The organism is Flavobacterium cryoconiti, assembly GCF_048158645.1.
GTDB lineage: Bacteria > Bacteroidota > Bacteroidia > Flavobacteriales > Flavobacteriaceae > Flavobacterium > Flavobacterium cryoconiti.
Window position 1 is genome coordinate 1 of the sequence record NZ_JBLNKW010000005.1, and the last position, 26,672, is coordinate 26,672.

The window sequence follows — 26,672 nt, forward strand, 5'->3', positions numbered from 1 at the left end:
ATCAATTTACCCCGAAATTAGGTGGTCAATTTGGATTGGAAAGTGGTGGTCAATTTGCTCCGGAACTGGTGGTCAATTTACACTGGAAAGTGGTGGTCAATTTGACCGGTTTTTCCAATCTATAGATTGTAATATTCTGCAAATTGAAATTCTTTCCATTAAGCCTTCTTTTGTACCATTAATATAATCGGAATGTTTGAAAACTTCAGGATTACAAGTGTGATAAAAAAAGATTATGAATTTATTTTTATCAATTTGTGAATTAATAATATCTATTTCTGAAGATTTTTCTAATCCGAGATAATCATTAAATAATTCATAAGTTCTATGAATTTCATTTTCATCTGCATTACTTATAGAATAAAAAATAGGCAAATCTATTGAGGGGCTAACATTTCTGAATTTATTTTTTCTTATTACATTTTGAATTTCGGCACAATCTATTTTTTGAATAATAAACTGATTTATTAAGTAGTTGTTTACAAATAATGAGATTGCTTTGTCAATTTCATTTAATTTAAGATAACAATCAAAAAGGTTTCTTATAGCAGTTTCTAAAACTGGCATAATTTCATTGCTTTCCTTAATAAGTTCTTCCCAAATAACACAAGCTTTTTCAAATAATTCTTTTGATTGATAAAACTTTGCCAATTCTACTTTTTTAGCATGCTCAGGGATGTTTAAATCATCGAACGTTTTGTTTATATCATCATTATTTTTTTTAATAAAGTATTCAATTGTAATCGAATTTTGCGATTTTAACGCCAATACATCTATTAATTGTTTGCTTTGTTCGACATCATCATATATTGTTGATAAAAGAGGATTTTCAAAGGAAAGCGATAATAAATTATAATTTGTCCAAAAATTATTTTTTCTAAACTCCGTATCATAAAAAGAATGTAATCCATCTGAAATATTCAAAGATTCTAAATTTTTTGATATTCGTGAAATATTCGTAGCTGAATTTTGAGGATTAGTATTTTTACCTATTTGTTTATATACTTCAGTTATAATTAAATTTTGAAAGCATTCCTTTTGTGTCGGTAAAACAAGCTCTTTTTTTAGATACACAAAAGATTTTGCATAAAGCAGATAATATTCAAATCTGCTTGGATACAATTGCAATTTTAATTTCAATTCATCTATTGCTTCACTGTAAAGTCCAGATGAATAATAGTCAATTGTTTTTAAATCAAATGATTCATCATTAAAATCTTTTAATTTGTCTGGAAATGAAACTATAAATATTGATTTAAGATAATCATCATCAAATTTGCCAATTAGGTAATTAATTCTAGAAATGATAAAAGGAAAATATTCCTTTTTATTAACGTCTGTTGAAATTAGTTTTAATACCTTATTTAAAGTTAAATATCTATCAATTATTGAATGATACGAATCAAAAGCCAGAATTTCAGAATACTCAGAATAATTAAAGTTTTCAAAACAGTTTAACTTTAAATAATAAAATTGCCTATTTGCCTCGGCATAATATCCTCTAAATCTAGAAAATTGGATTTGTATATCATTATTAAATTTTAATACTGAGAAATTTTTTTCACTTCTAATACTTAAAAAGTAAGCAAAACTTGGTGTAAAAAAACCTTTATTTATCAAATTGAATGTACTTAAAAATGTTTTATGTGCTTCTGGAGATTGTGATACTTCCAAAAGCATAAATCTATTTTCTAAACTCCATAACGAATTACAAATTTCGGTTTCTATTTTTGTTAAATATTCATCGGCTATTCCATAATGCCCTAAAAGGAAAGCTTTTTCATAAATTTTTCTATACTCTAAAAATAGCAATATTTCGTTTTTGAATTTACGAATTGAATTTAATGTCCAATTAATTTCTATTAAAATATTTTCGGAACTTCCGATATAACTATTTTTCTTAAGAAACCCTAAATCTTCGTATGATTTGGGTAGTGGGTTTCCGAAAATATAATTTATAATATTTGATTTTGGATTGACCTCATCAGTAATTTCACATATTTCATTAAAAGAACAATTATTTTTTAAGTTGTAAATACTTTCTTTTTTTGAAACATTCAAGTTCATTTTAGTGGTAAAATATTCTCCTTTTACAGCTCTTGGGCTAAGCATAGGAGTGTAATATTTCCTTTTTATATGTAGCTGATTCCTAGACATTTTTTTTATTTAATTAAAATCTAACAAATGCCGTATAAAGAAATATAGGGTTTTTATTTTACACAAACTCTTTAAATCTACTTAACTTTATCCTTTAAATTTTGCGGTTGTTTAATTATATAACTAAACACAATATTAATCAATTTACACGAATTATTACAGAAAATTACTGCTAAAATAATTCTATCATTTCAATTTAAAAATCAAATTTAGGTAGCTAATATATTTCTTTGCTTTCGCCACTAAAACATCTTTGTCTTTTAAGTCAACTACTTCGTGAAATTTTAAGTATTGGATATACTGAGTTAAAGTGGATATGTAGTTAAGAATAAACTTAATGTTTTCATTGATTTTATTAAATATATGATAGTCCAGTCAAAAGCTTCAGATCTTTTAAAAAAAGGTTCGAAAATTGTCCCGACAGGGTCTAAATAAGGTTTGACTAAATTGAGACCATAATGGGATTCGAACCAATGTTAATTTAAAATCAATAATTTTATATTTAAATGAATTTCTGTAAATGAATTTTCGACGAAGTCATCATTTCATTAGTAAAATGTGAAAATAAGATATTCAAATCACAATCTCAAATCGAGGAATTTACATTTAAAAATTAACTTATTTTAAAAATCATGATTACCACCAGTAATTTTATAATTATCATCCAGAAATTTATTATATTTTTCAAAGATTAACCGCTACTTATTAAAACTACTACGAATAATATTCTCTAAATTTTGATACAAAAAAGAGTGAGGAAAAAGAGTGAGGAAAACTCAAAAAAAAGACAAATATCGAAGCATTCAAGATTCGATAAAGTTCCATAAAACGACAAATAAGGGTGATTATAAAAAAATAAAGCAATATTCATAACCCTGAGGTCCCGAGTTCAAATCTCGGTCTCGCTACCAAAGTAAAAACCCTAACATCAATATGTTAGGTTTTTTTTGTGCAATTTATTAATTCAAATTAGTAATAAAGATTCCTACTAAAAAAAAGCTTTGTACCAGACTTTATTTTAACATAACATATGGAAAAAATTAACCTAAAGAGCTAAATAAATGAACTAATTTTACATTATACAACTTATTTTAACAGATAGAAAAATAAATATTTTTTTATTTAAAATATTGATATATAATTAATTATGATAATTAAAAAAGAAATAAAATAGTAAAGCTTAGCATTTATTTGTTCATTAAAATTTAACTTATTTAATATTAATTTAAAACCAAATATCATGAAATCATTAATTATTATTTTGTTATTTTTAGGTTTATGTGCACCCTCTTATTCTCAAGACCAGAAAAAAGATGCTGAACAAGGAAAGATAAAAGTTATAGAATTACCACCAGTTGTAATTAAAAGAGTAGGAAAAGATTTCTCAGTATATCTTCCTGACAACAATCCTGATCAAACTGTTAGAACAATTGAAGAAAAATTCATTGCCTATGACCTCGGGAAAGACTATGAAGGATCTGAAGAGTATCTTTTGGTTATGAGTACAAAAAAAGGAACCTTGTCAGCAACCTATAATGACAAAGGTAAATTAATACGTGTAGTTGAAGAGTATAAAAATGTAAAACTACCTAGTGAAGTCATTTATTCTATTTACAGAACTTATCCCGGATGGGCAATTGTAAATGATCAATTTCTCTATACACAAAGGGAAGGTGATGTGACTAAAAAACAGTATAACGTTAAGATTAAAAAAGACAACGAAACTGTTAAATTAGTAGTTCGTCCCGATGGTGAAATTATAAAAATGAAATAAATCAATTTTAAAACACAAAAAAAGAGGCCATCTAAAAATAATTTAGAAAACCTCTATTTTTTTTTGCAATAACTGCTCTTATATGTTTTTTATGTTTGCATTACTATCCGCAACAATAAACGAAGTATCATACCCTCCAAAGGCTTTCATGTAGCTTCGTATTGAAGTTCCATAGGCATCCCGGAAATATCTTTTACCTTTATTTTTTAAATATTTTCTTACTGAACCTGCACCACCTAGATGTGCTGCTGCCAATATTCCAGATTCCGTTATATGAATTCCGTTCATTACGGTCCCTTCATATTTTTCGATTTCTCTTTTTAATTCCCATTTGTTTTTTGCCAAAAGAGCTATAAAAGCTTTTTCTTGCATTTCAGGGCTATTCAAAAAAGCGGAACGATCATGGATACCTATTGTTTTTAGTGTTTCAATACCAAATTGGTATTTACCTAAATATCCGAGTGAATTAATTTTTTTGTATTTACTTTCAGATTCTCTGTATCCAATCGCTTCTTTGAATCCAATAAAGAAATTTCCAGTAAAAGGGATATTCAAATTGGTGTAATCTTCTTGTTTTTCAGATGGGAATAAGTAGTGTGATCCATCTTCTTCATGAATTAGAAACCAAGAGTTGGTGTCTAAATTAAAGGGTTTAAAACCCGAGCTTAAAAAGGCAATAATAATCGTCAAACCTGTATAAAAATACCATTTCTTTATCATAAATTGTTTTTCTTCAAAACGCTGTCCCGTTAAGAAATTTCTACGTGCAAATATACGTAAAAAATAATTATACTGATAATCAACAAGTTAAAGTTTACTAAAAATAGATTAAGTGTAATTTAACATCGTTGAAGTGCGCCATTTCAATCGTTGGAGCGGGTATTTTTACTGTATTTAAAACTGAAAAAAGAGTCTTTAAAAAGTGTGATTTGGTATTAATTTTAGTCAAATCGACGTCAAAACTGAGGTAAAATTGTCTGAATCTTTGCGGATTTTGACTTAAAAAAGACATGTTATTTTCCCTATTTCCGGTAATCATTCCTTCGGCTCCATAACCTAATGCCAGATTCAACCATTTTGGCATTTTAGAGTCTTTAGCAAAGGAATACAAATTGACCGAAAGCCAATAGGTTTGTCCGTTATAATCTTTTAGAATTTGTTCCGTAAATGAACTCCCTAAAACTTCTGGTCTTTGATTTGCATATTGTGTGGTATGAAAAGAAAATTTGGGAGTTATACGTTGTTCTTTCCAAATTAATTCTTGTGAAACATATAAAGCCGTTCCAGAAGCATTTGCAATTATGTCCCCTGATGAAGCACCCCATTCAGAAGAATATCCATCCATAACCTCAACAGCCGTCAAAAAAGCAAATCCTAAACCTGCTCCGTAAATAAGTTGGTTCTTTTTACTGGCTCCGCTCCATTGTAACATTTCGGCACTAAGCCTGCCTAAATGATACGAAGAAAAAGAATGTCCCAATTTATCCATTTGAAGCCATTCGGAATTATCATTTATAAAATGAAAATCAGACTTAGGGTAATCGGCATACCAAAGTTGGTTTAAGCCTACCAAAATTCCTGAAGCCAATGCCGCTTCAGAAATCACAACGGTATTTTGTCTTTTTTTATTTAAAGAGTCCGATGGTGTAAGGAAAGTATCAATTGTATTTTGCGAAAAACAGGTTTGATGTCCATTCAAAATAAAAAATAAAAAAAGTAGTTTTTTAAATCTCAAAACTATCTTTTTACACCTTGACTGTTTATCCAATCTGAATATTTTTTGGCGTTTTTATTGTGTTCTTCTAAAGTTGCGGCAAATTCATGGTATCCAAAACGTTCCACACTGGCACAGAAATAGATAAAGTTATTTTTTTCCGGATTTAAAACGGCTTCCAACGCGGTAATATCAGGCATCGCGATAGGTCCTGGAGGAAGTCCAATATTTACATACGTATTATAAGGAGAACTCATTGTTAGGTCATTATAAAAAACTCTTTTAATAACCTGATTAAAATCATTTGACTTCTTTTTTATCGCGTAAATAACCGTTGGATCGGCCTGAAGTGGCATTTGAGCTCTTAAACGATTCAAATAAACTCCTGCAATTCTGGGTCTTTCGTCTTTTTTTACAGATTCTTTGTGCACTATCGAAGCTAGAATAGTTGCTTCAATTGGAGTTAATCCTTGTTTAGCGGCTTTGGCAACACGTTCCTTATTCCAAAAATTTTTATATTCTTTAATCATTTTATCTCGGAACTTTTCAGCCGAAGTATTCCAATACGTTTCATAGGTATTAGGAATAAACATCGCCAAGACATTTTCTTCGGTAAATCCATTTTCTTTCAAAAAAACAGAATCTCTAAATGTAGTCAGCAATGATAAACTGTCCGCTTCAATTTGAGAACCTACGCGTCCTGCTAAATTTTCTAATCGTTCCTGATTATTAAAAGCTAAATTTACGGGTACATTCAATCGCAACGTTTTTACCAATTCATAGCTATTCATTCCTTTGGTGAATAAAAAGCGACCTGGTTTTACATTTTCAGGATAATCTCTTTTGCTGGCAACCGTTTCAAAACGATCCATATTTTCGATATAAGGAGCAATTATTTTTTTGACATCTTCGTATTTAGAATCTGTTGGAATGTACACATAGAGTTCTTTTTCGGCAAACTTTGTATTTGCTGAAAAAATTTGGCGCAACAAAATAAATCCGTAAACCATTAATACTGATATTAATGCAACTGATATGATTGTTATGATTTTCTTTAAGTTCAAAATAATTATTTTTTAAAATTGCTACGCCAGTTCGCTGACGCTCGTGTGATTAATTAATTGAAAAATAGCTTCGTCTTTATAAACGCCGTTAACTAAATTCCAATCCTTTTTTACTCCTATATTTTGGAAACCAAATTTAGTAAAAAGAGCTGTACTTGCTACATTTTCTGTGCCAATATTTGCATATAATTGATGCAGATTAAGATGATGAAAAGCATACCGAATCAATAGTCCTAATGCTTCTGAACCAATATTCTGTTTGCGGTTTTCACTGCCTTGAATTACAATCCCAACTCCTGCCCTATTATTCTTTGGATCAAAATCAAATAAATCGATTAATCCTAAAGCCGGAAAATCCTGATCCTGACAAATAGCTAATCGCAATTGCTTAGCTTCATAAATATCCTGATGCGCATTCTCCAAATATTGCTTTACCAAAAACCGACTGTAAGGCGTATGTGTATTGCTCACTTCCCAAATACTTTGGTCATTTTCAATAGCGTAAACAAACTCCAAATCATTGGGTTCAAGTGCGCGGATGTATATGTTATCTCCTTTTAATGTTATCATTTAGATATCAGGTTCTTGATTTTGGGTTTTAATTATATCTCAATAGTCCCCTTAAACACAAATTCAGCCGGTCCTTTCAAGAAAACATTGGTAAACTGCCCATCCTTTTTATCAAAAGAAACAACTAATTTTCCTCCTTCGACATTCAAATCTATTGAGTTCGCTTTTGTTTCGCCCAATGCATTCATCGCGATTGCTACTGCAGTTGCTCCTGTTCCGCAAGCTAATGTTTCATCTTCAACCCCTCTTTCGTATGTTCTTAATGAAAAGGTAGTCTCATCTATTTTTTTTACAAAATTGATGTTACTTCCTTGTTTTCCATACAATTCACCGTATCGAATGCTCGCTCCGTTTTCTTTGACATTATAATGTTCTAAATCTTCCACTAATTGTATGTGATGTGGAGAACCCGTATTCATAAACACATATTCCGGTGTGATTTTCACGTCTTCGACATCTATCATTTGTAATGAAACTATTCCATTGTCAGCAACTGAGGCATGATGCAAACCATCTGTCGCTATAAAAGTAGTATTATCGTCAATAACGTTTAGCTTTTTGGCGAAAGCCACTAAACATCTTCCACCGTTTCCACACATGGAACTTTGATTCCCATCTGAGTTGTAATAGACCATTTTGAAATCGGTCTCAGGGTCATTTTCTAATAAAATAAGTCCATCTCCACCTATCCCAAAACGTCTGTCGCATAAGTGGGCAATGAGTTCAATATTGTCTTTTGGAAAAATCCCCTGACGGTTATCAACCATCACGAAATCATTTCCTGTTCCTTGGTATTTATAAAATTCTATTTGCATTTTCTTTGAATTGAGAGATACAAAAGTACGAACTATTAATGAAATGTTAATCATTGTTAAAGAGCGTTAAACTGTTTTTCAAAAAAATAAATTAACGCTATTTTTACTTTAAAATAATTTAAAAATGAATTCTAATATGAAACGATTTTCAACACTGTTTTTAATATCATTGCTGAGTGGAGCCGTAACATTAGGGGCTTACAAATTATTATTTGACAATGATGGCTATTTTTCGAATAACAAAAACTCAATCACAACCGTCGCCTCTGATTCGTATGGAAAACGCGTTGGATTATCAGCTGAGAATGTTGATTTTACCGAAGCTGCCGAAAAGACCATTCATACCGTGGTTCACGTAAAAAATGTTTCTCGCAAAACTGTTATTAATCCAATGCTTGAATACTTTTATGGCTACGGTGGACAACAGCAACAAGAACAAGTGGGAACGGGTTCTGGTGTAATTATTTCTGAAGATGGCTATATCGTGACTAACAATCATGTGATAAAAGATGCTTCTGAAATTGAAATCACTTTGAACAATAAAAAATCCTATAAAGCAAAACTCATTGGAACCGATTCTAAAATGGACATTGCTTTATTAAAAATCGATGCTGACGAAAAGTTACCGTATACTGTTTTTGCCAATTCTGATTCGGTGAAAATTGGCGAATGGGTTTTGGCAGTAGGAAATCCGTATAACTTAACCTCTACGGTAACTGCAGGAATTGTTTCTGCAAAAGCAAGAGATTTGGGCACTAGCGGTATTCAATCTTTCATACAAACAGATGCTGCGGTGAACCCTGGAAATAGTGGTGGCGCATTAGTAAACACTCGCGGGGAATTAATTGGAATCAACACGATGATTTCCTCTATGACTGGTTCTTATGTTGGTTATTCTTTTGCGGTTCCATCAAATATTGCCCGAAAAATAATCGAAGACCTTATGGAGTTTGGTAATGTTCAACGAGGAATTCTTGGAGTTGAAGGGGGAGAATTAAACGATATCGCTTCCAAAGAATTGAAAATTTCCCAAACACAAGGTTTTTATATCAGTAAGGTAACTAAAAATTCCGGTGCCGAAAAATCTGGGCTTGAAAAAGGAGATATTATCGTAAAATTAGACGACCAAAATGTAGCTACTTATGCCGATCTTTCTGGCTATATAAATACCAAAAGACCTAATGATAAAGTTCAGGTAACTATTATCAGAGATGGAAAAAATAGAATGATACCCGTGATTTTGAGCAAAAATGAATTTTTCAGTACTGAATTCAAAGGATTGGAATTGGAAAACATAGATGCAGCTGACAAAAAGAAATTCCATCTGGACTATGGGGTAAGAATAAGATCCATTACCAATGATAATCTGAAACAATATGAAGAAGAACTCAAAGGAAATATTATTTTGAGCATTGATAACATAAAAGCAACAGATATAGAAACAGTTTCTAAACTTTTGGACAAAAAAGAAGAAAGTCAAAGCATCCGAATTGAAATGATAAATAAAAACGGAGAAACTATCCGAATTATCATCTAGCACTTCTAATCTTAAAACCAAAAGCCATCTTGAGAAACCAAGATGGCTTTTTTATTTTAAAAATAAATCATAAAATAGGTTACGAAATCGATTGAAATAGGTAATTTTGCGCAAAATTTAAAAAAATCATTAATTTATTTTACAAATTTTCACATGAGCATTACATACGAAAAAGAAGTTTCTTTTCAAGCAGACAGACGACGTGCAGGAGTAGAATTGATCAAAATCATCAGTGATTTATGGTATGACAAATCAATTGAAATGGTTTTATTTAGAAATCAATTAATTGACAGAAACGTAAGCGAAATCATCAACTTGCATGACTATGCGGGTGAATTTGTGGGAAAACCAATTTCTGTATTTGATTCAGTAGAAATAGCCAGAGCTGTTTTAGAATTGGATTTACCGCCTTCAAAACTGGATATTGGTAAACTTACTTATGAATATCGTTTGGAAGATGAAAAATATCCTGACACTAGGCATTTTGTAATTGACAAATTAAAAGACGCTAAAAACTCTGAGGAAATTCAACCTAAAGATGTAGTGTTATATGGTTTTGGCAGAATTGGACGATTACTGGCCCGTGAGTTACTTTCGAAAACAGGAAAAGGAAATCAATTGCGATTGAGAGCCATTGTAACCCGTGATAAAAACGATGCGACTTCTCTAGAAAAAAGAGCTTCACTATTGCGTTATGATTCTATTCATGGCGATTTTCAAGGATCGGTTGTTGCTGATACAAAAAATAATGCTTTGATAATTAATGGTACAACCGTTCATATTATCACTGCAAATGCGCCCGAAGAAATTGATTATACACTTTACGGAATCAACAATGCTTTGGTAATTGATAATACAGGTGCTTTTACAAATCACGAGGCTTTAAGCAGACATTTAGTTTCAAAAGGTGTAGATAAAGTTTTGCTTACCGCTCCTGGAAAAGGAGTTCCAAATATCGTTCATGGCGTAAACCAAAACGAATACAATCCAGATGAAATAAACATTTTTTCGGCCGCATCCTGTACAACGAATGCGATAACTCCAATCTTGAAAGCCGTTGAAGACACTTTAGGTGTTGTAAAAGGACATTTAGAAACTATTCATGCGTATACAAACGACCAAAATTTGGTTGATAATATGCATAAAAAATACCGTCGCGGAAGAGCAGCTGCTCTAAACATGGTAATCACCGAAACTGGCGCAGGCAGTGCTGTTGCAAAAGCATTACCATCACTTGAAGGAAAACTGACTTCTAATGCCATCAGAGTGCCGGTTCCTAATGGTTCATTAGTAGTTCTAAATCTTGAAGTTTCAAGAACAACTTCAATTCAGGAAATTAATGCCATCATGAAAAAATATGCTTTAGAAGGTGAATTGGTAGAACAAATCAAATACTCCTTGAATAACGAATTGGTTTCATCGGATATTGTAGGTACTTCGGCTCCTTCGATTTATGACAGTAACGCAACGATTGTTTCTAATGATGGAAAAAATATCGTCTTATACATTTGGTATGACAACGAATACGGTTACAGCCACCAAGTAATCCGATTAGCAAAATACATTGCTAAAGTAAGACGTTTTACGTATTACTAGCATTTAGATTACAGGTTGTGCGTTGCCTTTTTTAGTTTTTTGTTTTTTTTTTAGTTTTAGATAATAGCAACCCAACCTGAATTAAATAGAAAATCCGTCCCAATAAATCGGGACGGATTTTTTTGTATTAAACTAAATCAACCGTCTTACATCTTTTTTAGCTTTTTGGAACACACTCAGAACAAACCTATAATTTAAATCGGCAAAACAGTGGTACTCTTTACTTCCGAAATAATAAAAAAACTGTTAATCAAAGAAACCTCCGGCAAAATCGACAATTTTTTCTGATGAAAATGATGGTAACTTTCCATATCCGGCAATACAATTTTCAACATATAATCAAAACTTCCCGAAACAAAATTACATTCCACCACTTCGGGTAAATTCAGTATCGCTTGATTGAATCCTTCTGAGATATCATAGGTCTGTTTTACAAGTGTCACCTGGCAATATACCGTCAGGTTTTTACCTAGTTTCTTTTTATTCAAAATCGAAACATACTTTTCAATAATACCTTCTTTTTCCAAACGTTTTACCCTGTCATGAACCGGTGTCAGCGAAAGGTTGATTTGATTGGCAATATCTTTCAAGGTCAAATGCGCATCTTCCTGAAGAAGGCGTAAGATTTTTTTGTCAGTTTCGTCCAGTATCATAATTTATTGATTCTTTTTTTAGGTATAAAAGCAGTTTTTTTTTCTTTTTAGAAATATAAAAAAACTCATATTCAGAAATATTTCATGCTAAATTACTAAATAAAATTAATATTTTCTTAATTAAACACCATATAGCAATAATATTTTCTTTATATCTAAATTTGTAATGCAATTAAATTCAAACATTTAAACACAACACTATGATAATCGGAATTCCTAAAGAAATCAAAAATAACGAAAACCGTGTAGCACTTACTCCTGCAGGTGTTGCCGAATTCAAAAAACAAGGTCATATCGTTTATGTACAAGCAAGTGCTGGTGAAAATAGTGGTTTTAGCGACAAAGCATATGCTGAGGCTGGAGCAGAATTATTGCCAACAATTGAAGACGTTTACAGCATTGCTGAAATGATAATCAAAGTAAAAGAGCCTATCGCTTCTGAATATCCTTTGATCAAAAAAGACCAATTATTATTTACCTATTTCCACTTCGCTTCATCTGAGCCATTGACGCATGCTATGATTGAACGTGGCGCAGTATGTTTAGCGTATGAAACTGTTGAAAAAGCAGACCGCAGTTTGCCTTTATTGGTACCAATGTCAGAAGTGGCAGGACGTATGTCAATTCAGGAAGGTGCAAAATATTTAGAGAAACCATTGAAAGGAAAAGGAATCCTTTTAGGTGGCGTTCCGGGAGTTCCTCCTGCTAAAGTATTAGTTTTAGGCGGTGGAATCGTAGGAACACAAGCAGCAAAAATGGCGGCAGGTTTTGGTGCGCAAGTAACCATTATGGATGTAAGCTTAGCGCGTTTACGTTATTTATCAGATGTGATGCCAGCTAATGTTACCACAATTATCTCCAATCATTACAATATTCGTGAAGCAATTGCAACTGCTGATTTAGTTATTGGAGCTGTTTTAATTCCAGGAGCCAAAGCACCGCACTTAATCACTCGTGACATGTTGAAATTAATGAGCCCGGGAACGGTAGTAGTTGACGTAGCTGTTGATCAAGGAGGTTGCATCGAAACATGTACACCTACAACACACGAAAACCCAACTTTTATCATAGACGATATCGTACATTACTGTGTGGCTAATATGCCAGGCGCAGTACCTTATACTTCAACATTGGCGCTTACAAATGCTACTTTACCTTACGCGTTGCAATTAGCAAACAAAGGATGGCAAAAAGCTTGTGCCGAAAATGAAGAATTGAAAAAAGGATTGAACATTGCTAACGGAAAAATCCTTTACAAAGGAGTTGCCGAAGCTTGGAATATCCCTTTTCATGAAGAGTTAGTGTTAGAGAACGCAGTTAACTAACATTAAACAAGTGCTTACTACACTAGAAAAACCCGTCTTGGTCTCAAGGCGGGTTTTCTGTTTTTATAGTATAAATTAAAGTATTTTGGGCGTGACCCTCCGTAAAAACTTCGGGTCGGGCTATTCGCTGCAAACAAGTTCACTGAACTCAGCTTAAAATGAAACCTGCAAACTGAATACTCAATACTGTTCACTCAACACTACTCCTTCGGTTTAGTCAAATAATACACTGGAATTCCAATTAACATTATAAAAACGCCCCAACCACAAGTACTTGTTTTTGTAATCAATAATGTAATCGAGATTATACTAGAAATTACAATAAAAAACATTGGCAGAAATGGATAACCAAAAGCTTTGTAAGGTCTCTCTGCATTAGGCATTTTTTTGCGCAGGATAAAAATTCCGTAGATAGTAAGTATGTAAAATATCAAAACAATAATAACTACAAAGTCTAATAACGCTCCATATTTTCCGGTTAAACACAAAGTCGAAGCCCAAATACACTGAGCCCATAATGCCCATTCCGGAACACTTGCACTATTAAGATTTGCTGCTTTTTTAAAAAAAACGCCGTCTTTTGCCATCGTATAATAAACTCTTGCTCCAGCCATAATCAATCCATTGTTGCAGGCAAAAGTCGAAATCATAATCATCACAGCAATGATTAAAGTACCCATACCTCCAAAAATTACCTGTGATGCCACAACGGCAACCCTATCAGATTTTGCCGTTGCAATATCTTGCAAAGGAAGAACAGCAATATACATCACGTTAGCCATGGTATAAATAAACCCAACGATTAACGTTCCCAGAAAAAGACTTAAACCTACATTTCGTTTGGGATTTTTAATTTCTTCAGCGATAAAAGTAACACCTTCCCAAGCCACACTTGAAAATTGGGAGCCCACAAAAGCAGCCACAAATCCAGATAATAATGCCGTACCACTAATTGGAAGCCAAGAACCATTGGATACATCAAGCGCTTTTGATTCCCAAGCATGAGTCCAATTGGCATTCCAAATCTCAGCTTTGGCACCTAGAATAAAGCCAAAAATAATTAATCCCAATAGTGATGAAATTTTGATAACCGTCAAAACAGTTTGCAAAATTTTACTGTTTTTCACCCCTCGACTATTGATATAAGTAAGCAAAATAATAGTAATGATGGAAACAATTTGCGCCGCATTGAGCTTGAAATAACCCATTTCAAAAAGAATATTTTCATCGCTCAAAGGTGCATAAATATAGGCGGCAAATTTTGAAAAAGCCACACCCACAGCTGCAATTGTACCCGTTTGTATCACGGCAAAGAAACTCCAACCATATAAAAATCCTATCAATTTTCCGTAGGCTTCTTTGATATAAACATATTGTCCACCCGCTTTGGGAAACATCGCACTCAACTCGCCATAACTAACTGCAGCAACAATGGTAAGCAAAGCGGTAAGCACCCAAATGGCAATGAGCCAACCGGCAGAACCAACTTGGCGCACCATATCCGAGCTTACAATAAATATCCCCGAACCTATCATAGAACCCACCACAAGCATGGTTCCATCAAGCAATCCTAATTCTCTTTTAAAATCTTCTGGTTTTTCGTCTTCCATATTTTTTGGTTTTGGGGTTTTGGTTTTAGTTTGCTAAAGATATACTTTTTTTGGAAATTTAAAAAAATAGCCGAAGAGATGATAAATAGATGATTGAGAACAAAAAACTATTTATTTGGGCGTGACACTCCGAGAAAAACTCCGGGTCGTGCTGTATGCTATATCTTTATTTTCTTAAAGAAAGAAAATAAAGGATGCCGCTTCCATCACTCACGCAGACTGCAAACAACAATGATATCATTTATTTCATTAAAAATTTGTAATAAAATTTTAATATATTTGAGACAATATAAAACGAAAAGAAACTTTCGCCAATCCCCCCAAATAGGGTATGCTTTTCGAAAGTTTGTTTCGGGTATATACGAGTTAGCAGTAACTTTAGGAGACCACTACTCAATAAGACACGAAACTATGAAAGATGATTATTTTCAACCTTTAGACGTTAACCTAACTGGAGACATTAGACACCATTACGACGAAAAAAATGTTTTGCCAGCTCACGAATTAGTAATTAGACCACTTTTGGAAAAATCAACAGATGCTTTCGTTTATCGTGGGACAAAGGATGAATATTTTCTTTATGGCAAAATGCAAGTTCCTATAAAGCTCGAAGAAATTGACATTTTAATTAAAGATAGAGGGAAGTTTAAATTTGATAAGAAAAAAGAGTGCATTTTAGGAAATGAGTATTTATGGAATGCGACAACTTGGAAACGTGGCTCAATAATATTCATACTTAAAGATGGACAAATAAATTTTTCAGAATTGTTTAAAAACACATACAGACCTGGTAAATCAGCAACACCAAATTCAGGGAACAACGCATCAGCGACAAAAAAATGCAGAGAAGAGGCGGAAAAGGGAAATATTGCAATTTGTTTACCTGCATCAAATGGACTAGAATGGATGACAATTTACGCAAAAGGAGACATCTTTAAAGACATTATAGAACAGGCAGAAAAAAATTGTAATGAAAAAGATTATTATAAACGAAAAAAATAAAAAAGCTAATGCTAACAGCTGCTACAAGTGATGTAGCCAATTTGATTGATGGGGGAAATAGTTTGTATTTGGGATGTTTAGGCAAATCCAAAAATAGGACTTAATTTAATCTCAAACCAATTGTAGCAAAGGAACATTATAAGCCATTTATAAAAATCAAGTAATGCGAATAGACATTAATCAGAAGAAAATTTCAATTGGAAGTCAATACATAATTTATCTAAATAGTAAAGAAACTTATTATGCAGAAAGGGAATTGTTTACGATATTTCCAATTATCAACTTGTGTTTAAAAGAAAATTATATTGATCGTCTAGAAATAATTAAACGTTGGTCATGGATTTCACCAAAATATGATATTGAAATGATAGATGGACAAAGATTAGAATTTAGAACAAAATCAACATGGAATTTGCATTATCAATGTACAACTAAAAATGATATTTACGATATTTATGGTCATAGCGGTAGAAAATATTCAATATACAAAAACGAAAAACAAATAGCTTATTGGTTAGAAGAAGCAGTTACTTTTTTGGCAGGTGACAATTATAAAATCTTTGCTAATAATGATACTGAACACGAATTGATTATAGCTTTCTGCCTAATTTTAGATAATGCTAGTTCAAAAACAAACGGAAGTATTTTCACACTTAATATTGGAAATATAGGACAAGAAACTAAAGAATTTAATACTAGGTGGAAACCCCGATAGCGCGGAAATCTTTTCCGTGTCTACAATGAGGGACATCACAAAAAACATAAAAAAGCTACAATGAAGTAGCTCTTTTTATTGATTGAATCAGAAAACGGTATTTCTTACTAAGTATTCATTGGTAGCAAACCAAAACAGACAGGAAAAACAAAAACATGAAGTATTTAAAAATATTTTTAATTTTAATAGGAATATTATTTTCAATGATAATCTTTTATTTGGGGTATCCCATTCTTCAAATTAGCTCAACATTTGAACCACTTCAAGAATATAATTATCCTATTTCAAAATTAAATTTAGAAAAATCATTGCTTAATTTAAGATTATCGGATTCACGAATTACATATCAAATAACTGACACAACAGGCTCCAAGGAGGATGGATACAAATACTATATTACACTTCTATTTAAAAAATCTAGTATTCAAAATTATGAATATAATTTAAATTACGAACAACAAACAGTTTTATGGAAAAATTCAAATACATTAAAGCTAAATTTAGTTGGAGCATTTGATAAATCAAAAAACACTGGTGGATATAAAAAAGAGGATATAGATGTTCTAAAATTAATTGAGATATTAGAAATAGATATTTTGCCAAAAATCATCAAGCAACCCCGTTAGCACGAAAATATTTTCCGTACCCACAATGAAGATACATCACAAAAACATAAAAAAAAGCTACAATGAAGTAGCTTTTTTTATTGATTGAAGGTAAAAAACGACATTCTCTACTTAGTTTTCATCGGTGGTAAGTCAAATGCTTCTGCTTCATGTTCAAAATTGTTACGGTGTGAACCATCACAAAAAGGCTTGTTGGATGACAATCCACAACGACAAAGACCTAACGCGGTTCTTCCTTCCAGTCCATAAACATTTCCTTCACTGTCCATTATTTCGAAATCACCTTCTATTTTTATAGATCCATTGCGATTAATTATTAATTTAGTCTTACTCATAAAGTTTTTTAATTTTTTTGAGTTCAAAGATTGTAAAATATATCCTGACGGTTTATAAATAGCGATTTTTTTATGTTGCAAAATGCTAATTTACATTAATTCTATATTATATAAAATGTAAATTAGGACACAATAGTCGTCAACTGAAACAAATTAAATCTGACAGCAAATCGATTACACTCAGATCGCACAGACATGACAGCACACAACTGAATATATTTCACTGCAGGAAGAACATGGATTGTTCGGATATATTATTCCGACGTACAAAAAACCGTAAACTAAAAAGATTAATTTATTTTATTAAAACCTAGCAAATGACTAAACTCAATGCCAGGTTTATTTTTTTAAAATTTTAGCAGGAATAATTTATTACGTACTTTTAGCTGCTGGCACAAAGTCAAAAACTTATCTAACGAAAAACCAAAATTAAATAACCAATGAAAAAACTAACATTATTAGTACTTGCCTTTATATTTACCGGATCGATTTGGGCGCAGGATTCTTTTACTTTGAAAATGGATCACGTGGCACTTTCAGTAAAAGACTTGGATCGCTCTGTAGATTTTTACACTAACGTTTTGAAGCTTCAAGAAATTACTAATCTTACCCGAAAAGAAGGCATTCGTTGGATTTCTTTAGGAGATGGAAAAGAGCTACACTTAGTCTCTACTATTAAAGAACCCGTTACTATAAATAAAGCAGTGCATCTTGCTTTTAAAACCGTCAACTTTGACGCATTGGTAAAGGTGTTGGAAAATAGAAACATCACTTATTCTGACTGGCCCGGAGAGCTTCATAAAATCATGGTTCGCGCTGATGGCATCAAACAAGTTTATTTCCAGGATCCTGATGGCTATTGGATTGAAGTAAATAGTGTAAAACAAGAGTAAACAGTAAATTCTATACCTTTTCTCCTTAGTTGTAAATATAACCAAGAGAGGCTATAAAAATCGTTACTTCACTACGATAATCACAAAAACTACACACCTCTTTTAATCAGATGTGTGAAAGATGATACTTTTCATTTAAATTATATAATGTTTTCTTCGTGTATCTTATGCAACTTTGTATCATAGATTTCAGTTTCTTTTGAACTAAATAAAGTAATAATAAAGGGAATAAACATAGGAATAATAAGAAACAAAAAACTCCTCAGTTACCTGAAGAGTTTCCATTATATGAGAAGTAATTATCTTTTCTAAAGTTTGATTATTGTAGAACGCGATTGATTTGAGTTAATTTTTTTTCATAATATTTCTCTTTAACAGATGAAATTACCACTCCTCCACCTACTGAGGCGTGAATGAATTTTATTTCCCCATCGCAAACTTCAACTACCATCCCAACATGATTGATACGGCTTCTGCCATTAGTTTTAAAGAAAATTAAATCGCCTTTTTGAGCATCTTCAGTATTGACTACAACTCCTAAACGAGATTGCTCTAAGGAAGTTCTAGGTAATTTAATATCGAAAGCGCCAAAGGTAGTACACATCAAACCGGAACAGTCAAAACCCGATTTTGAAGTTCCACCTGATTGGTATCGCGTTCCAATATTAGCCGAAGCAGTTTCTATCAATTGATCTAAAAAATCTGGATTAGAAGCTGGTTTTATAAAACTTTTAAATTCACTATTATTGTTATCCGCAGTTTGATTTTCCTCATTAGTAATCTCCGGATTTTTGAATTCTATTTTCTTTTTTTCCGTGTTAAAAACTACTGCCTTTTCACCCGAAGAATTAGCTGGATGAATGCTTAATTTATAACCAACTGGGAAATTATTTTTAATTTCTGGATTTTGTCTTTCTAGTTCTTTAACCGTAATCCCATATTGTTTAGCAATCCCGTATTTAGTTTCTTTAGGCATGACTTCTCGTTCAATATTTTCAGATGTAGCACTAGAAATTTCGATTTGTTGTGGTGCAACGACTAATTCTGATTTTGGCAAAATTATCGGTTGTGGAATAACTTTTGGCTCTTCTTGAGCCAATACTTTCTCTTCTTGAGGTACAACTGCTATTTCTGTTTTTAAAATTGCGTTTGCAGGAATATTTATTTTTTGCCCCACTCTTAGTGATTTAACTCCTATTGTTGGATTGGCTTTATCTAATTCCTTGATTGTGATTCCGTATTTTCTTGCAATAGAATATTTAGATTCTTTAGGTAGTACTTCAATTGATGTAACTTCTGTAATGGGATTTTCAGTTTCAGTAATCTGAGGTTCTACTGTTATTGATGCTTTTTGTGAAGATTTTTTTATTTGGGGAACAACTGCGATTTCAGTTGAAGTTGCATTGCCGGGAATTGCAATTTTTTGACCTATTTTTAATCCTGAAGTTTCTAATGTAGGATTGACTTCGTTTAATTCTTTTACTGTAACTCCGTATTGTTTTGCTATTCCGTAAAGTGTTTCTTTGGCAAGTACTTCGTGTTCTTTCTCTTGATAATTTGTTACAACCTTAGATTTGGTATTGGTATTTTTTGGAGCAGTAACAGGGATTAATAATACTGAATTGAGTTTTAATAGATTCTTGGCTTTTGGATTTAGTTTATAGATTTCACTTTGTTTTACATCATATTTCTCCGCAATGCTCGAAATGGTTTCCCCTTTTACGATGGTATGTTTCTTAGTACTTTCCTGAGAAAAAATCACCATACTATTCAATAAAAACAATGTTACAACTAATCTTAAACTCATATTCATTTATTTCAAATTACTTACCCCATTTTATTCTCCTTAGCAATTTCGGGATATAATTATTAAATCTCGCTAGGTCTGTTTTCAACTATTTTTAATTTTTAAAAATGTGTAAAAATTCTTAGCTCTTTTCAAAAAAGAGGGCAAGAATAAGTTCATTTTAAAATCTAATTGAATTTTTGTTCGAATTGCGAAAGCAACTTAAACAGTAACGCGGTACAATCCTAATGTATTGTTGCGCTAAAAATAAATATTCTAATGAAGTGATGATTTGTATTTACAATCAAAAAAGGCTTCGCTGAAAAATTTATCTACAAAAAAGCTAATTTAAGTTATAAAGTTTAAAAAACAATATTTTTTTTTGATTTTAACGTGTAAAAAAAAAGAAAACGCCTATTTTTCAGCATTTTTTAGGTCTTTTTAGAACAAAAAATTCCATTTTATTTAAAATGACACTATTCACTTCTTTTTTTAAATCGTAAAAATCCAAAAGAAATCGTTTCCTCGATTTCTAGCCCTGATGAAAGCGGAAAGCCTTTTGAAATGGAATTGCATTTTTTTCCTGAGAAAAAAGAGCGACCGGCGGAAGCTCCTTTTTTATCTTGGAAAAAAGCAATTTTATGAAAAATCTTGAAGCGGTCAGCAGGAAATAGCTCAAAAAAAAAAACCACCCCATTTTATATGAAGTGGTGCTTTTAGTTCTTTCGTTTTCTTTACATTACATGAACATCATGCCATTTTTCTGCAAGTTTACTGAGGTTAGCCCGCATTAAATCATCAGGAGTCATTGCAATCCTAAACTCGCAATTAGCTTCAAAATTTAAAAACCAAGGTTCAGCAATAGATGGAATAGCGGAAGCATCAGGAACTTCAACTACCATAACTGCACCTCGATTACCGTCTTGTTCAGAAAAATAAATACTCTCTGGTTTAATATCTTCAATCACTCGACTGATGATCTCACCTGCTGTACCATTTCTAGCCATTGAGTTGAAAGGCTCAATAGGGAAGATAACATTAACTAACATTCTCATCGCAATTAGATTTAAAATTAATAGTGACTAAAGATACAAAATAGCACAATCACTTTAAGTTACAACACACTTATTATCAATATTTTAACTTACAATTAATATGTTTTAAAATGAGAAATACCGCTCTTCGAAGAAAACCCATGAAACAAAAAAACTCCCAAGTTGCCTTGAGAGTTTTGAATATAAAATATTTTAATTTACTTATGCATTACTAGCTGCAGCAATTAAGTTTAATGCTGAACCTGCAACGAACCAACCAATTTGCCCTTCGTTGTAGGTATGGTTTGCCAAGATAATATCTTTGGTTCCATCCGCGTGAACGAACTCTAATGTTAATGGCTTTCCTGGAGCAAAATCTACTAAATCTGTGAAGTTGATAGTATCGTCTTCTTGGATTTTATCGTAATCTGCTTCATTAGCAAATGTTAATCCTAAAAGTCCTTGTTTTTTAAGATTTGTTTCGTGGATACGGGCAAATGATTTCACCAATACTGCTTGAACACCTAAGAAACGAGGCTCCATAGCTGCATGCTCACGAGAAGATCCTTCTCCATAATTGTGATCTCCCACAACAATAGAAGGAACTCCAGCTGCTTTGTAAGCTCGTGCTACAGCTGGAACGGCATCATATGCACCTGTCAATTGATTTTTAACCGAATTGGTTTTATCATTGAAAGCATTAACTGCTCCAATCAACATATTGTTAGAAATGTTATCTAAGTGACCACGAAAACGCAACCATGGACCAGCCATAGAGATGTGGTCAGTAGTACATTTTCCAAAAGCTTTGATCAATAATTTAGCTCCTGAAATATTTTTACCATCCCAAGGTTGGAATGGCGCCAATAATTGCAAACGATCTGAAGTTTCACTAACTACGATTTGAACTCCTGATCCATCAGCAGCTGGTGCTTGAAATCCTGCATCTTCAACAGCAAATCCTTTTTTAGGCAATTCATCACCATAAGGAGCGCTCAATTTTACTTCTTCTCCGTTATCATTGATTAAAGTATCAGTAATAGGATTGAAATCCAAACGACCTGAAATTGCTAAAGCAGCAACCATTTCTGGAGACGTTACGAAAGCGTGTGTATTTGGGTTACCATCGGCACGTTTAGAGAAGTTACGGTTGAAAGAGTGAACGATTGTGTTTTTCTCTCCTTTATCAGCTCCTGCTCTATCCCATTGTCCGATACATGGTCCACAAGCATTTGTAAATACTTTGGTTCCCATTTTTTCGAAAGTAGCGATGATTCCATCTCTTTCAATTGTATATCTAATTTGTTCCGAACCTGGGTTGATACCAAATTCTGCTTTTGGGCTAATACCTAATTCAACTGCTTGATTTACGATAGACGCAGCACGAGCCATATCTTCGTAAGAAGAGTTGGTACAAGAACCGATTAATCCCCATTCTACTTTAATTGGCCATCCATTAGCAGCAGCTTCTTCTTTCATTTTAGAAACTGGCGTACCTCTGTCCGGAGTAAAAGGACCATTAATGTGTGGCTCTAATTCAGAAAGGTTAATTTCGATTACTTGATCAAAATAAGTTGCTGGATCAGCATATACTTCTGGGTCGGCAGTTAAGTAAGAAGCTACTTTATCAGCAGCATCTACTACATCTTGACGACCTGTTGCAGAAAGGTATCTTCTCATTGACTCATCATAGCCAAATGTAGATGTGGTAGCCCCAATTTCGGCTCCCATATTACAAATAGTTCCTTTTCCAGTACAAGACATTGAAGTAGCTCCTTCTCCAAAATATTCAACAATAGCTCCCGTTCCACCTTTTACAGTAAGAATATCAGCTACTTTAAGGATAACGTCTTTTGGTGCTGTCCAACCAGAAAGTTTTCCAGTTAATTTTACACCTATTAATTTTGGAAATTTTAATTCCCATGACATTCCTGACATTACATCTACTGCATCGGCTCCACCAACACCAATTGCCAGCATCCCTAATCCACCTGCATTTACAGTATGTGAATCTGTTCCAATCATCAAACCTCCAGGGAATGCATAATTCTCCAAAACGATTTGGTGAATAATTCCTGAACCTGGTTTCCAAAAACCAATTCCGTATTTATCAGATACTGAAGAAAGAAAATCAAAAACTTCTTTTGATTGTTTATTAGCTGCAGCTAAATCAAATTCAGCTCCATTTTTAGCCAAAATCAAATGATCACAGTGAACCGTTGTAGGAACTGCAACCGTTTTCTTTCCTGCATGCATAAATTGCAATAATGCCATTTGAGCTGTTGCATCTTGACAGGCTACTCTATCCGGAGCAAAATCAACATAATCAACTCCTCTTCCGTATGCTTGATTAGCAACGCCATCCCAAAGGTGACTATATAAAATTTTCTCGGTTAAAGTAAGTGGACGACCAACTATCTCACGTGCTGCATCAACACGACTAGTCATGTTCGCATACACTTTTTTAATCATTTCAATATCAAAAGCCATAAGATTTATATATAATTGTTACTATTCTATTTTAAACATACAAGATACAAAAAAATAGAGTATAAAAAAAGCCTGAATCATTAGACTCAGGCTTTTAAATTATAATTAACTAATTATGTGAATTATTTAACTAATAACTTATGAGAAGGCGCAAACTTAGTTAGATTGATACCTTCCACAGCAGTTTTATATTCTTCTATTGTTGGAGTTCTACCAAGGATTGTAGACAAAACCACAACCGGTGTGGAGGAAAGTAATGACTCTCCCTTTTTACCTTCAGTATCTTCTACGACTCTTCCTTGGAAAAGACGAGTAGATGTTGCCATCACAGTATCTCCTTTTGCCGCTTTTTCCTGGTTACCCATACAAAGGTTACAACCCGGACGTTCTAGATATAGCATGTTTTCGTATGATGTACGTGCTGCCGCTTTAGGAACATTATCGTCGAATTCGAAGCCAGAGTATTTTTGTAAAATTTCCCAATCCCCTTCTGCTTTTAATTCATCAACAATATTATAAGTAGGAGGAGCTACAACTAGTGGCGCTTTGAACTCTACTTTACCTTCTTGCTCATCAATATTCTTAAGCATATGCGCTAGAATTTTCATATCTCCCTTGTGAACCATACAAGAACCGATAAATCCAAGATCTACTTTTTTAACTCCTCCATAGAAAGATAGAGGTCGAATCGTGTCGTGAGTATATCTTTTAGAAACATCAGCATTATTAACATCTGGATCTGCAATCATTGGCTCAGCAATCTGATCAAGATCAACAACAACTTCAGCGTAATACTTCGCATTTGCATCCGGTCTTAACGCTGGTTTCTCACCTGAAATAATCTCGGCAATTCTCTTATCAGCTATAGCAATCAATCCTTTAAGAACTTGATTTTTGTTATCCATGCCTTTGTCGATCATAATCTGAATTCTACCTTTTGCAATCTCTAAAGATTCAATCAGGGTATAATCCTCAGAAATACAGATCGAAGCTTTTGCCTTCATTTCTGCAGTCCAATCCGTAAACGTAAATGCTTGATCCGCATTAAGAGTTCCAAGGTGAACCTCAATGATTCTTCCTTGAAATACATTCTCGCCACCAAACGTCTTAAGCATCTGAGATTGTGTCGCATGAACTACATCTCGGAAATCCATGTAACCTTTCATATCTCCTTTGAATGTTACCTTCACAGATTCAGGAATTGGCATTGAAGCTTCACCAGTAGCAAGTGCAAGAGCAACTGTTCCTGAGTCAGCACCAAAAGCAACACCTTTAGACATTCTTGTATGAGAGTCACCACCAATGATGATAGCCCACTCGTTTACAGTAATATCATTAAGCACTTTATGAATCACATCAGTCATGGAGTGATAAACGCCTTTCGGGTCACGAGCCGTGATCAAACCGAAGTCGTTCATGAATTTCATCAATCTAGGAATATTTGCTTTAGATTTATTATCCCATACCGAAGCAGTGTGACAACCTGATTGGTATGCACCATCAACGATTGGCGAAATCACAGTAGCAGCCATAGACTCCAATTCTTGAGAAGTCATCAAACCAGTTGTATCTTGTGAACCAACAATATTCACTTCTACACGAACATCTGAACCAGCGTGTAAAACTTTACCTGGAGTTGTACCAACCGCGTTTTTATTAAATATTTTTTCTACAGCTGTAAGACCTTGCCCTTCAACAGAAACCTCTTTTGACGGAGCATATACAGGCACAATATCAATACCAAGAGTCTTTGATGCAAATGTTTGAAGTTTTTTTCCAAACACAATAGCGTAAGATCCACCAGCTTTTATAAATTCAATTTTCTGAGGCGTGAATGCCTTAGAAATATCAATCAATTCTTTATCGCCGTTATAAAGTTTTTTTGTTTTTGTGTTGATTGTAAGAACAGTCCCAGTAGCAACAGAATAAACCTCTTCAAGAATAGGGTCACCGCTTTCATTACGAAGAACGTTACCATTTTCATCTAATTTTTTTACCCAGTTTTTAAGGTCAAGTCCAATACCACCCGTAACATCAACAGTCGTTAGGAAAATTGGAGAAATACCGTTTGTTCCCGCCACGATTGGAGCGATATTAATAAATGGAACATATGGACTTGCTTGTTTTCCACTCCAAAGTGCCACGTTGTTTACACCTGACATTCTTGATGAACCAACACCCATAGTACCTTTTTCAGCAATCAACATCACGCTTTTGTCAAGATGCTGTGCTTGTAGTGCTTTGATTTCATCTTGTGCTTCAGGAGAAATCAAACATTTACCATGAAGTTCACGATCTGATCTTGAATGCGCTTGGTTACCCGGAGAAAGTAAATCAGTTGAAATATCTCCTTCACCAGCAATAAAAGTAACTACCTTAATTTCTTCTGCTATTTCTGGTAATTTAGTAAAGAACTCAGCCTTAGCATAGCTCTCTAGAATTTCTTTTGCTATTCCGTTACCACTTTTGAAAGCTGCTTCTAAACGATCTGTGTCTGCTTCATAAAGAAAAACTTGTGTCTTTAAAACTTCCGCAGCATCTTTTGCAATAGCAACATCATTACCTAAAGCTAAATCAAGTAATACCTCTATAGAAGTTCCACCTTTCATATGCGACAATAACTCTAAAGCAAAAGCAGACGTGATTTCAGCAACTACTGATTGACCTAAAACGATTTCCTTTAAAAACTTAGCTTTCACATTAGCAGCAGGAGTAGTTCCTGGAACAACATTGTAAATAAAGAATTTAAGAGAATCAACTCTATTTGCGTTAGCTAAATCTTTAATTTGCGTAATGATTTCGCTTAACAATTCGGCACCATCAATTGGCTTGGGATGAAGTCCCTGAATTTTTCGTTCTTCGATCTCCTTGATGTAATCGTTATAAGTGTTCATAATGATGTATTTTCAATGTTATATGGCAGATTTCCTTGATTATTTCAAAATAAAAAAGCCATAATATTAGTTTTTTTTTATT

General features: G+C 33.1%; 21 protein-coding genes. 8 read left to right on the forward strand and 13 right to left on the reverse strand.

The window, feature by feature from the left end; translation table 11 throughout:
* Positions 1-96: 96 nt before the first annotated feature.
* The gene (locus tag ACM55H_RS08395) at positions 97-2,061 is read right to left on the reverse strand and encodes a tetratricopeptide repeat protein (RefSeq protein WP_416836089.1); all 1,965 of its coding nucleotides are present in this window, start codon (positions 2,059-2,061) and stop codon (positions 97-99) included.
* A gap of 1,336 nt (positions 2,062-3,397) precedes the next feature.
* On the opposite strand from ACM55H_RS08395, the gene ACM55H_RS08400 reads away from it, so the two are divergent.
* Positions 3,398-3,931, forward strand: a complete 534-nt coding sequence (locus ACM55H_RS08400; RefSeq protein WP_416836090.1) for a hypothetical protein — start codon at positions 3,398-3,400, stop codon at positions 3,929-3,931.
* A gap of 78 nt (positions 3,932-4,009) precedes the next feature.
* Here ACM55H_RS08400 and ACM55H_RS08405 read toward each other — a convergent pair whose 3' ends face one another.
* The 5 genes from ACM55H_RS08405 to dapF form a co-directional block, all read right to left on the reverse strand.
* Entirely contained in the window at positions 4,010-4,651 is a 642-nt protein-coding gene (locus ACM55H_RS08405) for a peptidoglycan-binding protein LysM (RefSeq protein WP_416836091.1), read from the reverse strand.
* 97 nt (positions 4,652-4,748) lie between these two features.
* Positions 4,749-5,666, reverse strand: a complete 918-nt coding sequence (locus ACM55H_RS08410) for a DUF2279 domain-containing protein (RefSeq protein WP_416836092.1) — start codon at positions 5,664-5,666, stop codon at positions 4,749-4,751.
* 2 nt (positions 5,667-5,668) lie between these two features.
* Positions 5,669-6,709, reverse strand: coding sequence for an endolytic transglycosylase MltG (gene mltG, locus ACM55H_RS08415; RefSeq protein ID WP_416836093.1), 1,041 nt, complete (start codon positions 6,707-6,709; stop codon positions 5,669-5,671).
* 21 nt (positions 6,710-6,730) lie between these two features.
* Entirely contained in the window at positions 6,731-7,279 is a 549-nt protein-coding gene (locus ACM55H_RS08420) for a GNAT family N-acetyltransferase (RefSeq protein ID WP_416836094.1), read from the reverse strand.
* Between the two features lie 32 nt (positions 7,280-7,311).
* Complete coding sequence (dapF, locus tag ACM55H_RS08425; protein ID WP_416836095.1) at positions 7,312-8,094, reverse strand: diaminopimelate epimerase; 783 nt, start codon at positions 8,092-8,094, stop codon at positions 7,312-7,314.
* Positions 8,095-8,230: 136 nt separating this feature from the next.
* Here dapF and ACM55H_RS08430 point away from each other — a divergent pair, with 136 nt between their 5' ends.
* Positions 8,231-9,631 carry a trypsin-like peptidase domain-containing protein gene (locus tag ACM55H_RS08430; protein ID WP_416836298.1) on the forward strand — a complete coding sequence of 467 codons (1,401 nt, stop codon included), beginning with the start codon at positions 8,231-8,233 and terminating at the stop codon, positions 9,629-9,631.
* Between the two features lie 153 nt (positions 9,632-9,784).
* Positions 9,785-11,227 carry a glyceraldehyde-3-phosphate dehydrogenase gene (locus ACM55H_RS08435; protein WP_416836096.1) on the forward strand — a complete coding sequence of 481 codons (1,443 nt, stop codon included), beginning with the start codon at positions 9,785-9,787 and terminating at the stop codon, positions 11,225-11,227.
* A gap of 194 nt (positions 11,228-11,421) precedes the next feature.
* On the opposite strand, the gene ACM55H_RS08440 is transcribed toward ACM55H_RS08435, so the two are convergent.
* Entirely contained in the window at positions 11,422-11,880 is a 459-nt protein-coding gene (locus tag ACM55H_RS08440) for an Lrp/AsnC family transcriptional regulator (protein ID WP_039109085.1), read from the reverse strand.
* 200 nt (positions 11,881-12,080) lie between these two features.
* Here ACM55H_RS08440 and ald point away from each other — a divergent pair, with 200 nt between their 5' ends.
* A complete protein-coding gene (gene ald / locus ACM55H_RS08445) occupies positions 12,081-13,205 on the forward strand; it encodes an alanine dehydrogenase (protein WP_416836097.1) in 1,125 nt (374 codons plus the stop codon).
* Positions 13,206-13,405: 200 nt separating this feature from the next.
* On the opposite strand, the gene ACM55H_RS08450 is transcribed toward ald, so the two are convergent.
* A complete protein-coding gene (locus tag ACM55H_RS08450; protein ID WP_416836098.1) occupies positions 13,406-14,815 on the reverse strand; it encodes an APC family permease in 1,410 nt (469 codons plus the stop codon).
* 93 nt (positions 14,816-14,908) lie between these two features.
* Between ACM55H_RS08450 and ACM55H_RS08455 the strand changes: the two genes are divergently transcribed.
* The 3 genes from ACM55H_RS08455 (at position 14,909) to ACM55H_RS08465 (ending at position 17,158) form a co-directional block, all read left to right on the forward strand.
* The gene (locus tag ACM55H_RS08455; protein ID WP_416836099.1) at positions 14,909-15,817 is read left to right on the forward strand and encodes a hypothetical protein; all 909 of its coding nucleotides are present in this window, start codon (positions 14,909-14,911) and stop codon (positions 15,815-15,817) included.
* A gap of 163 nt (positions 15,818-15,980) precedes the next feature.
* A complete protein-coding gene (locus tag ACM55H_RS08460) occupies positions 15,981-16,532 on the forward strand; it encodes an LURP-one-related family protein (RefSeq protein WP_416836100.1) in 552 nt (183 codons plus the stop codon).
* Between the two features lie 155 nt (positions 16,533-16,687).
* Complete coding sequence (locus ACM55H_RS08465; RefSeq protein ID WP_416836101.1) at positions 16,688-17,158, forward strand: hypothetical protein; 471 nt, start codon at positions 16,688-16,690, stop codon at positions 17,156-17,158.
* A gap of 107 nt (positions 17,159-17,265) precedes the next feature.
* Here ACM55H_RS08465 and ACM55H_RS08470 read toward each other — a convergent pair whose 3' ends face one another.
* On the reverse strand, positions 17,266-17,493 hold the full coding sequence (locus ACM55H_RS08470) for a CDGSH iron-sulfur domain-containing protein (RefSeq protein WP_416836102.1): 228 nt from the start codon (positions 17,491-17,493) through the stop codon (positions 17,266-17,268).
* Between the two features lie 440 nt (positions 17,494-17,933).
* On the opposite strand from ACM55H_RS08470, the gene ACM55H_RS08475 reads away from it, so the two are divergent.
* A complete protein-coding gene (locus ACM55H_RS08475) occupies positions 17,934-18,386 on the forward strand; it encodes a VOC family protein (RefSeq protein WP_416836103.1) in 453 nt (150 codons plus the stop codon).
* Positions 18,387-18,705: 319 nt separating this feature from the next.
* Here ACM55H_RS08475 and ACM55H_RS08480 read toward each other — a convergent pair whose 3' ends face one another.
* The 4 genes from ACM55H_RS08480 to ACM55H_RS08495 form a co-directional block, all read right to left on the reverse strand.
* Entirely contained in the window at positions 18,706-20,193 is a 1,488-nt protein-coding gene (locus ACM55H_RS08480; RefSeq protein ID WP_416836105.1) for a LysM peptidoglycan-binding domain-containing protein, read from the reverse strand.
* Between the two features lie 713 nt (positions 20,194-20,906).
* Complete coding sequence (locus ACM55H_RS08485) at positions 20,907-21,227, reverse strand: hypothetical protein (protein WP_039109077.1); 321 nt, start codon at positions 21,225-21,227, stop codon at positions 20,907-20,909.
* 201 nt (positions 21,228-21,428) lie between these two features.
* Entirely contained in the window at positions 21,429-23,696 is a 2,268-nt protein-coding gene (locus tag ACM55H_RS08490) for an aconitate hydratase (protein ID WP_416836106.1), read from the reverse strand.
* Between the two features lie 122 nt (positions 23,697-23,818).
* Complete coding sequence (locus ACM55H_RS08495; RefSeq protein ID WP_416836107.1) at positions 23,819-26,590, reverse strand: bifunctional aconitate hydratase 2/2-methylisocitrate dehydratase; 2,772 nt, start codon at positions 26,588-26,590, stop codon at positions 23,819-23,821.
* Between the last annotated feature and the right edge of the window lie 82 nt (positions 26,591-26,672).

What these genes read in the sequence shown, in the direction of transcription:
- ACM55H_RS08400 (WP_416836090.1), top strand. Translation starts at nt 3,398, where the DNA reads ATGAAATCATTAATTATTATTTTGTTATTTTTAGGTTTATGTGCACCC.
- ACM55H_RS08405 (WP_416836091.1), bottom strand. Translation starts at nt 4,651, where the DNA reads ATGATAAAGAAATGGTATTTTTATACAGGTTTGACGATTATTATTGCC.
- ACM55H_RS08420 (WP_416836094.1), bottom strand. Translation starts at nt 7,279, where the DNA reads ATGATAACATTAAAAGGAGATAACATATACATCCGCGCACTTGAACCC.
- dapF (WP_416836095.1), bottom strand. Translation starts at nt 8,094, where the DNA reads ATGCAAATAGAATTTTATAAATACCAAGGAACAGGAAATGATTTCGTG.
- ACM55H_RS08430 (WP_416836298.1), top strand. Translation starts at nt 8,231, where the DNA reads ATGAAACGATTTTCAACACTGTTTTTAATATCATTGCTGAGTGGAGCC.
- ACM55H_RS08435 (WP_416836096.1), top strand. Translation starts at nt 9,785, where the DNA reads ATGAGCATTACATACGAAAAAGAAGTTTCTTTTCAAGCAGACAGACGA.
- ACM55H_RS08440 (WP_039109085.1), bottom strand. Translation starts at nt 11,880, where the DNA reads ATGATACTGGACGAAACTGACAAAAAAATCTTACGCCTTCTTCAGGAA.
- ald (WP_416836097.1), top strand. Translation starts at nt 12,081, where the DNA reads ATGATAATCGGAATTCCTAAAGAAATCAAAAATAACGAAAACCGTGTA.
- ACM55H_RS08450 (WP_416836098.1), bottom strand. Translation starts at nt 14,815, where the DNA reads ATGGAAGACGAAAAACCAGAAGATTTTAAAAGAGAATTAGGATTGCTT.
- ACM55H_RS08460 (WP_416836100.1), top strand. Translation starts at nt 15,981, where the DNA reads ATGCGAATAGACATTAATCAGAAGAAAATTTCAATTGGAAGTCAATAC.
- ACM55H_RS08465 (WP_416836101.1), top strand. Translation starts at nt 16,688, where the DNA reads ATGAAGTATTTAAAAATATTTTTAATTTTAATAGGAATATTATTTTCA.
- ACM55H_RS08470 (WP_416836102.1), bottom strand. Translation starts at nt 17,493, where the DNA reads ATGAGTAAGACTAAATTAATAATTAATCGCAATGGATCTATAAAAATA.
- ACM55H_RS08475 (WP_416836103.1), top strand. Translation starts at nt 17,934, where the DNA reads ATGAAAAAACTAACATTATTAGTACTTGCCTTTATATTTACCGGATCG.
- ACM55H_RS08480 (WP_416836105.1), bottom strand. Translation starts at nt 20,193, where the DNA reads ATGAGTTTAAGATTAGTTGTAACATTGTTTTTATTGAATAGTATGGTG.
- ACM55H_RS08485 (WP_039109077.1), bottom strand. Translation starts at nt 21,227, where the DNA reads ATGAGAATGTTAGTTAATGTTATCTTCCCTATTGAGCCTTTCAACTCA.
- ACM55H_RS08490 (WP_416836106.1), bottom strand. Translation starts at nt 23,696, where the DNA reads ATGGCTTTTGATATTGAAATGATTAAAAAAGTGTATGCGAACATGACT.
- ACM55H_RS08495 (WP_416836107.1), bottom strand. Translation starts at nt 26,590, where the DNA reads ATGAACACTTATAACGATTACATCAAGGAGATCGAAGAACGAAAAATT.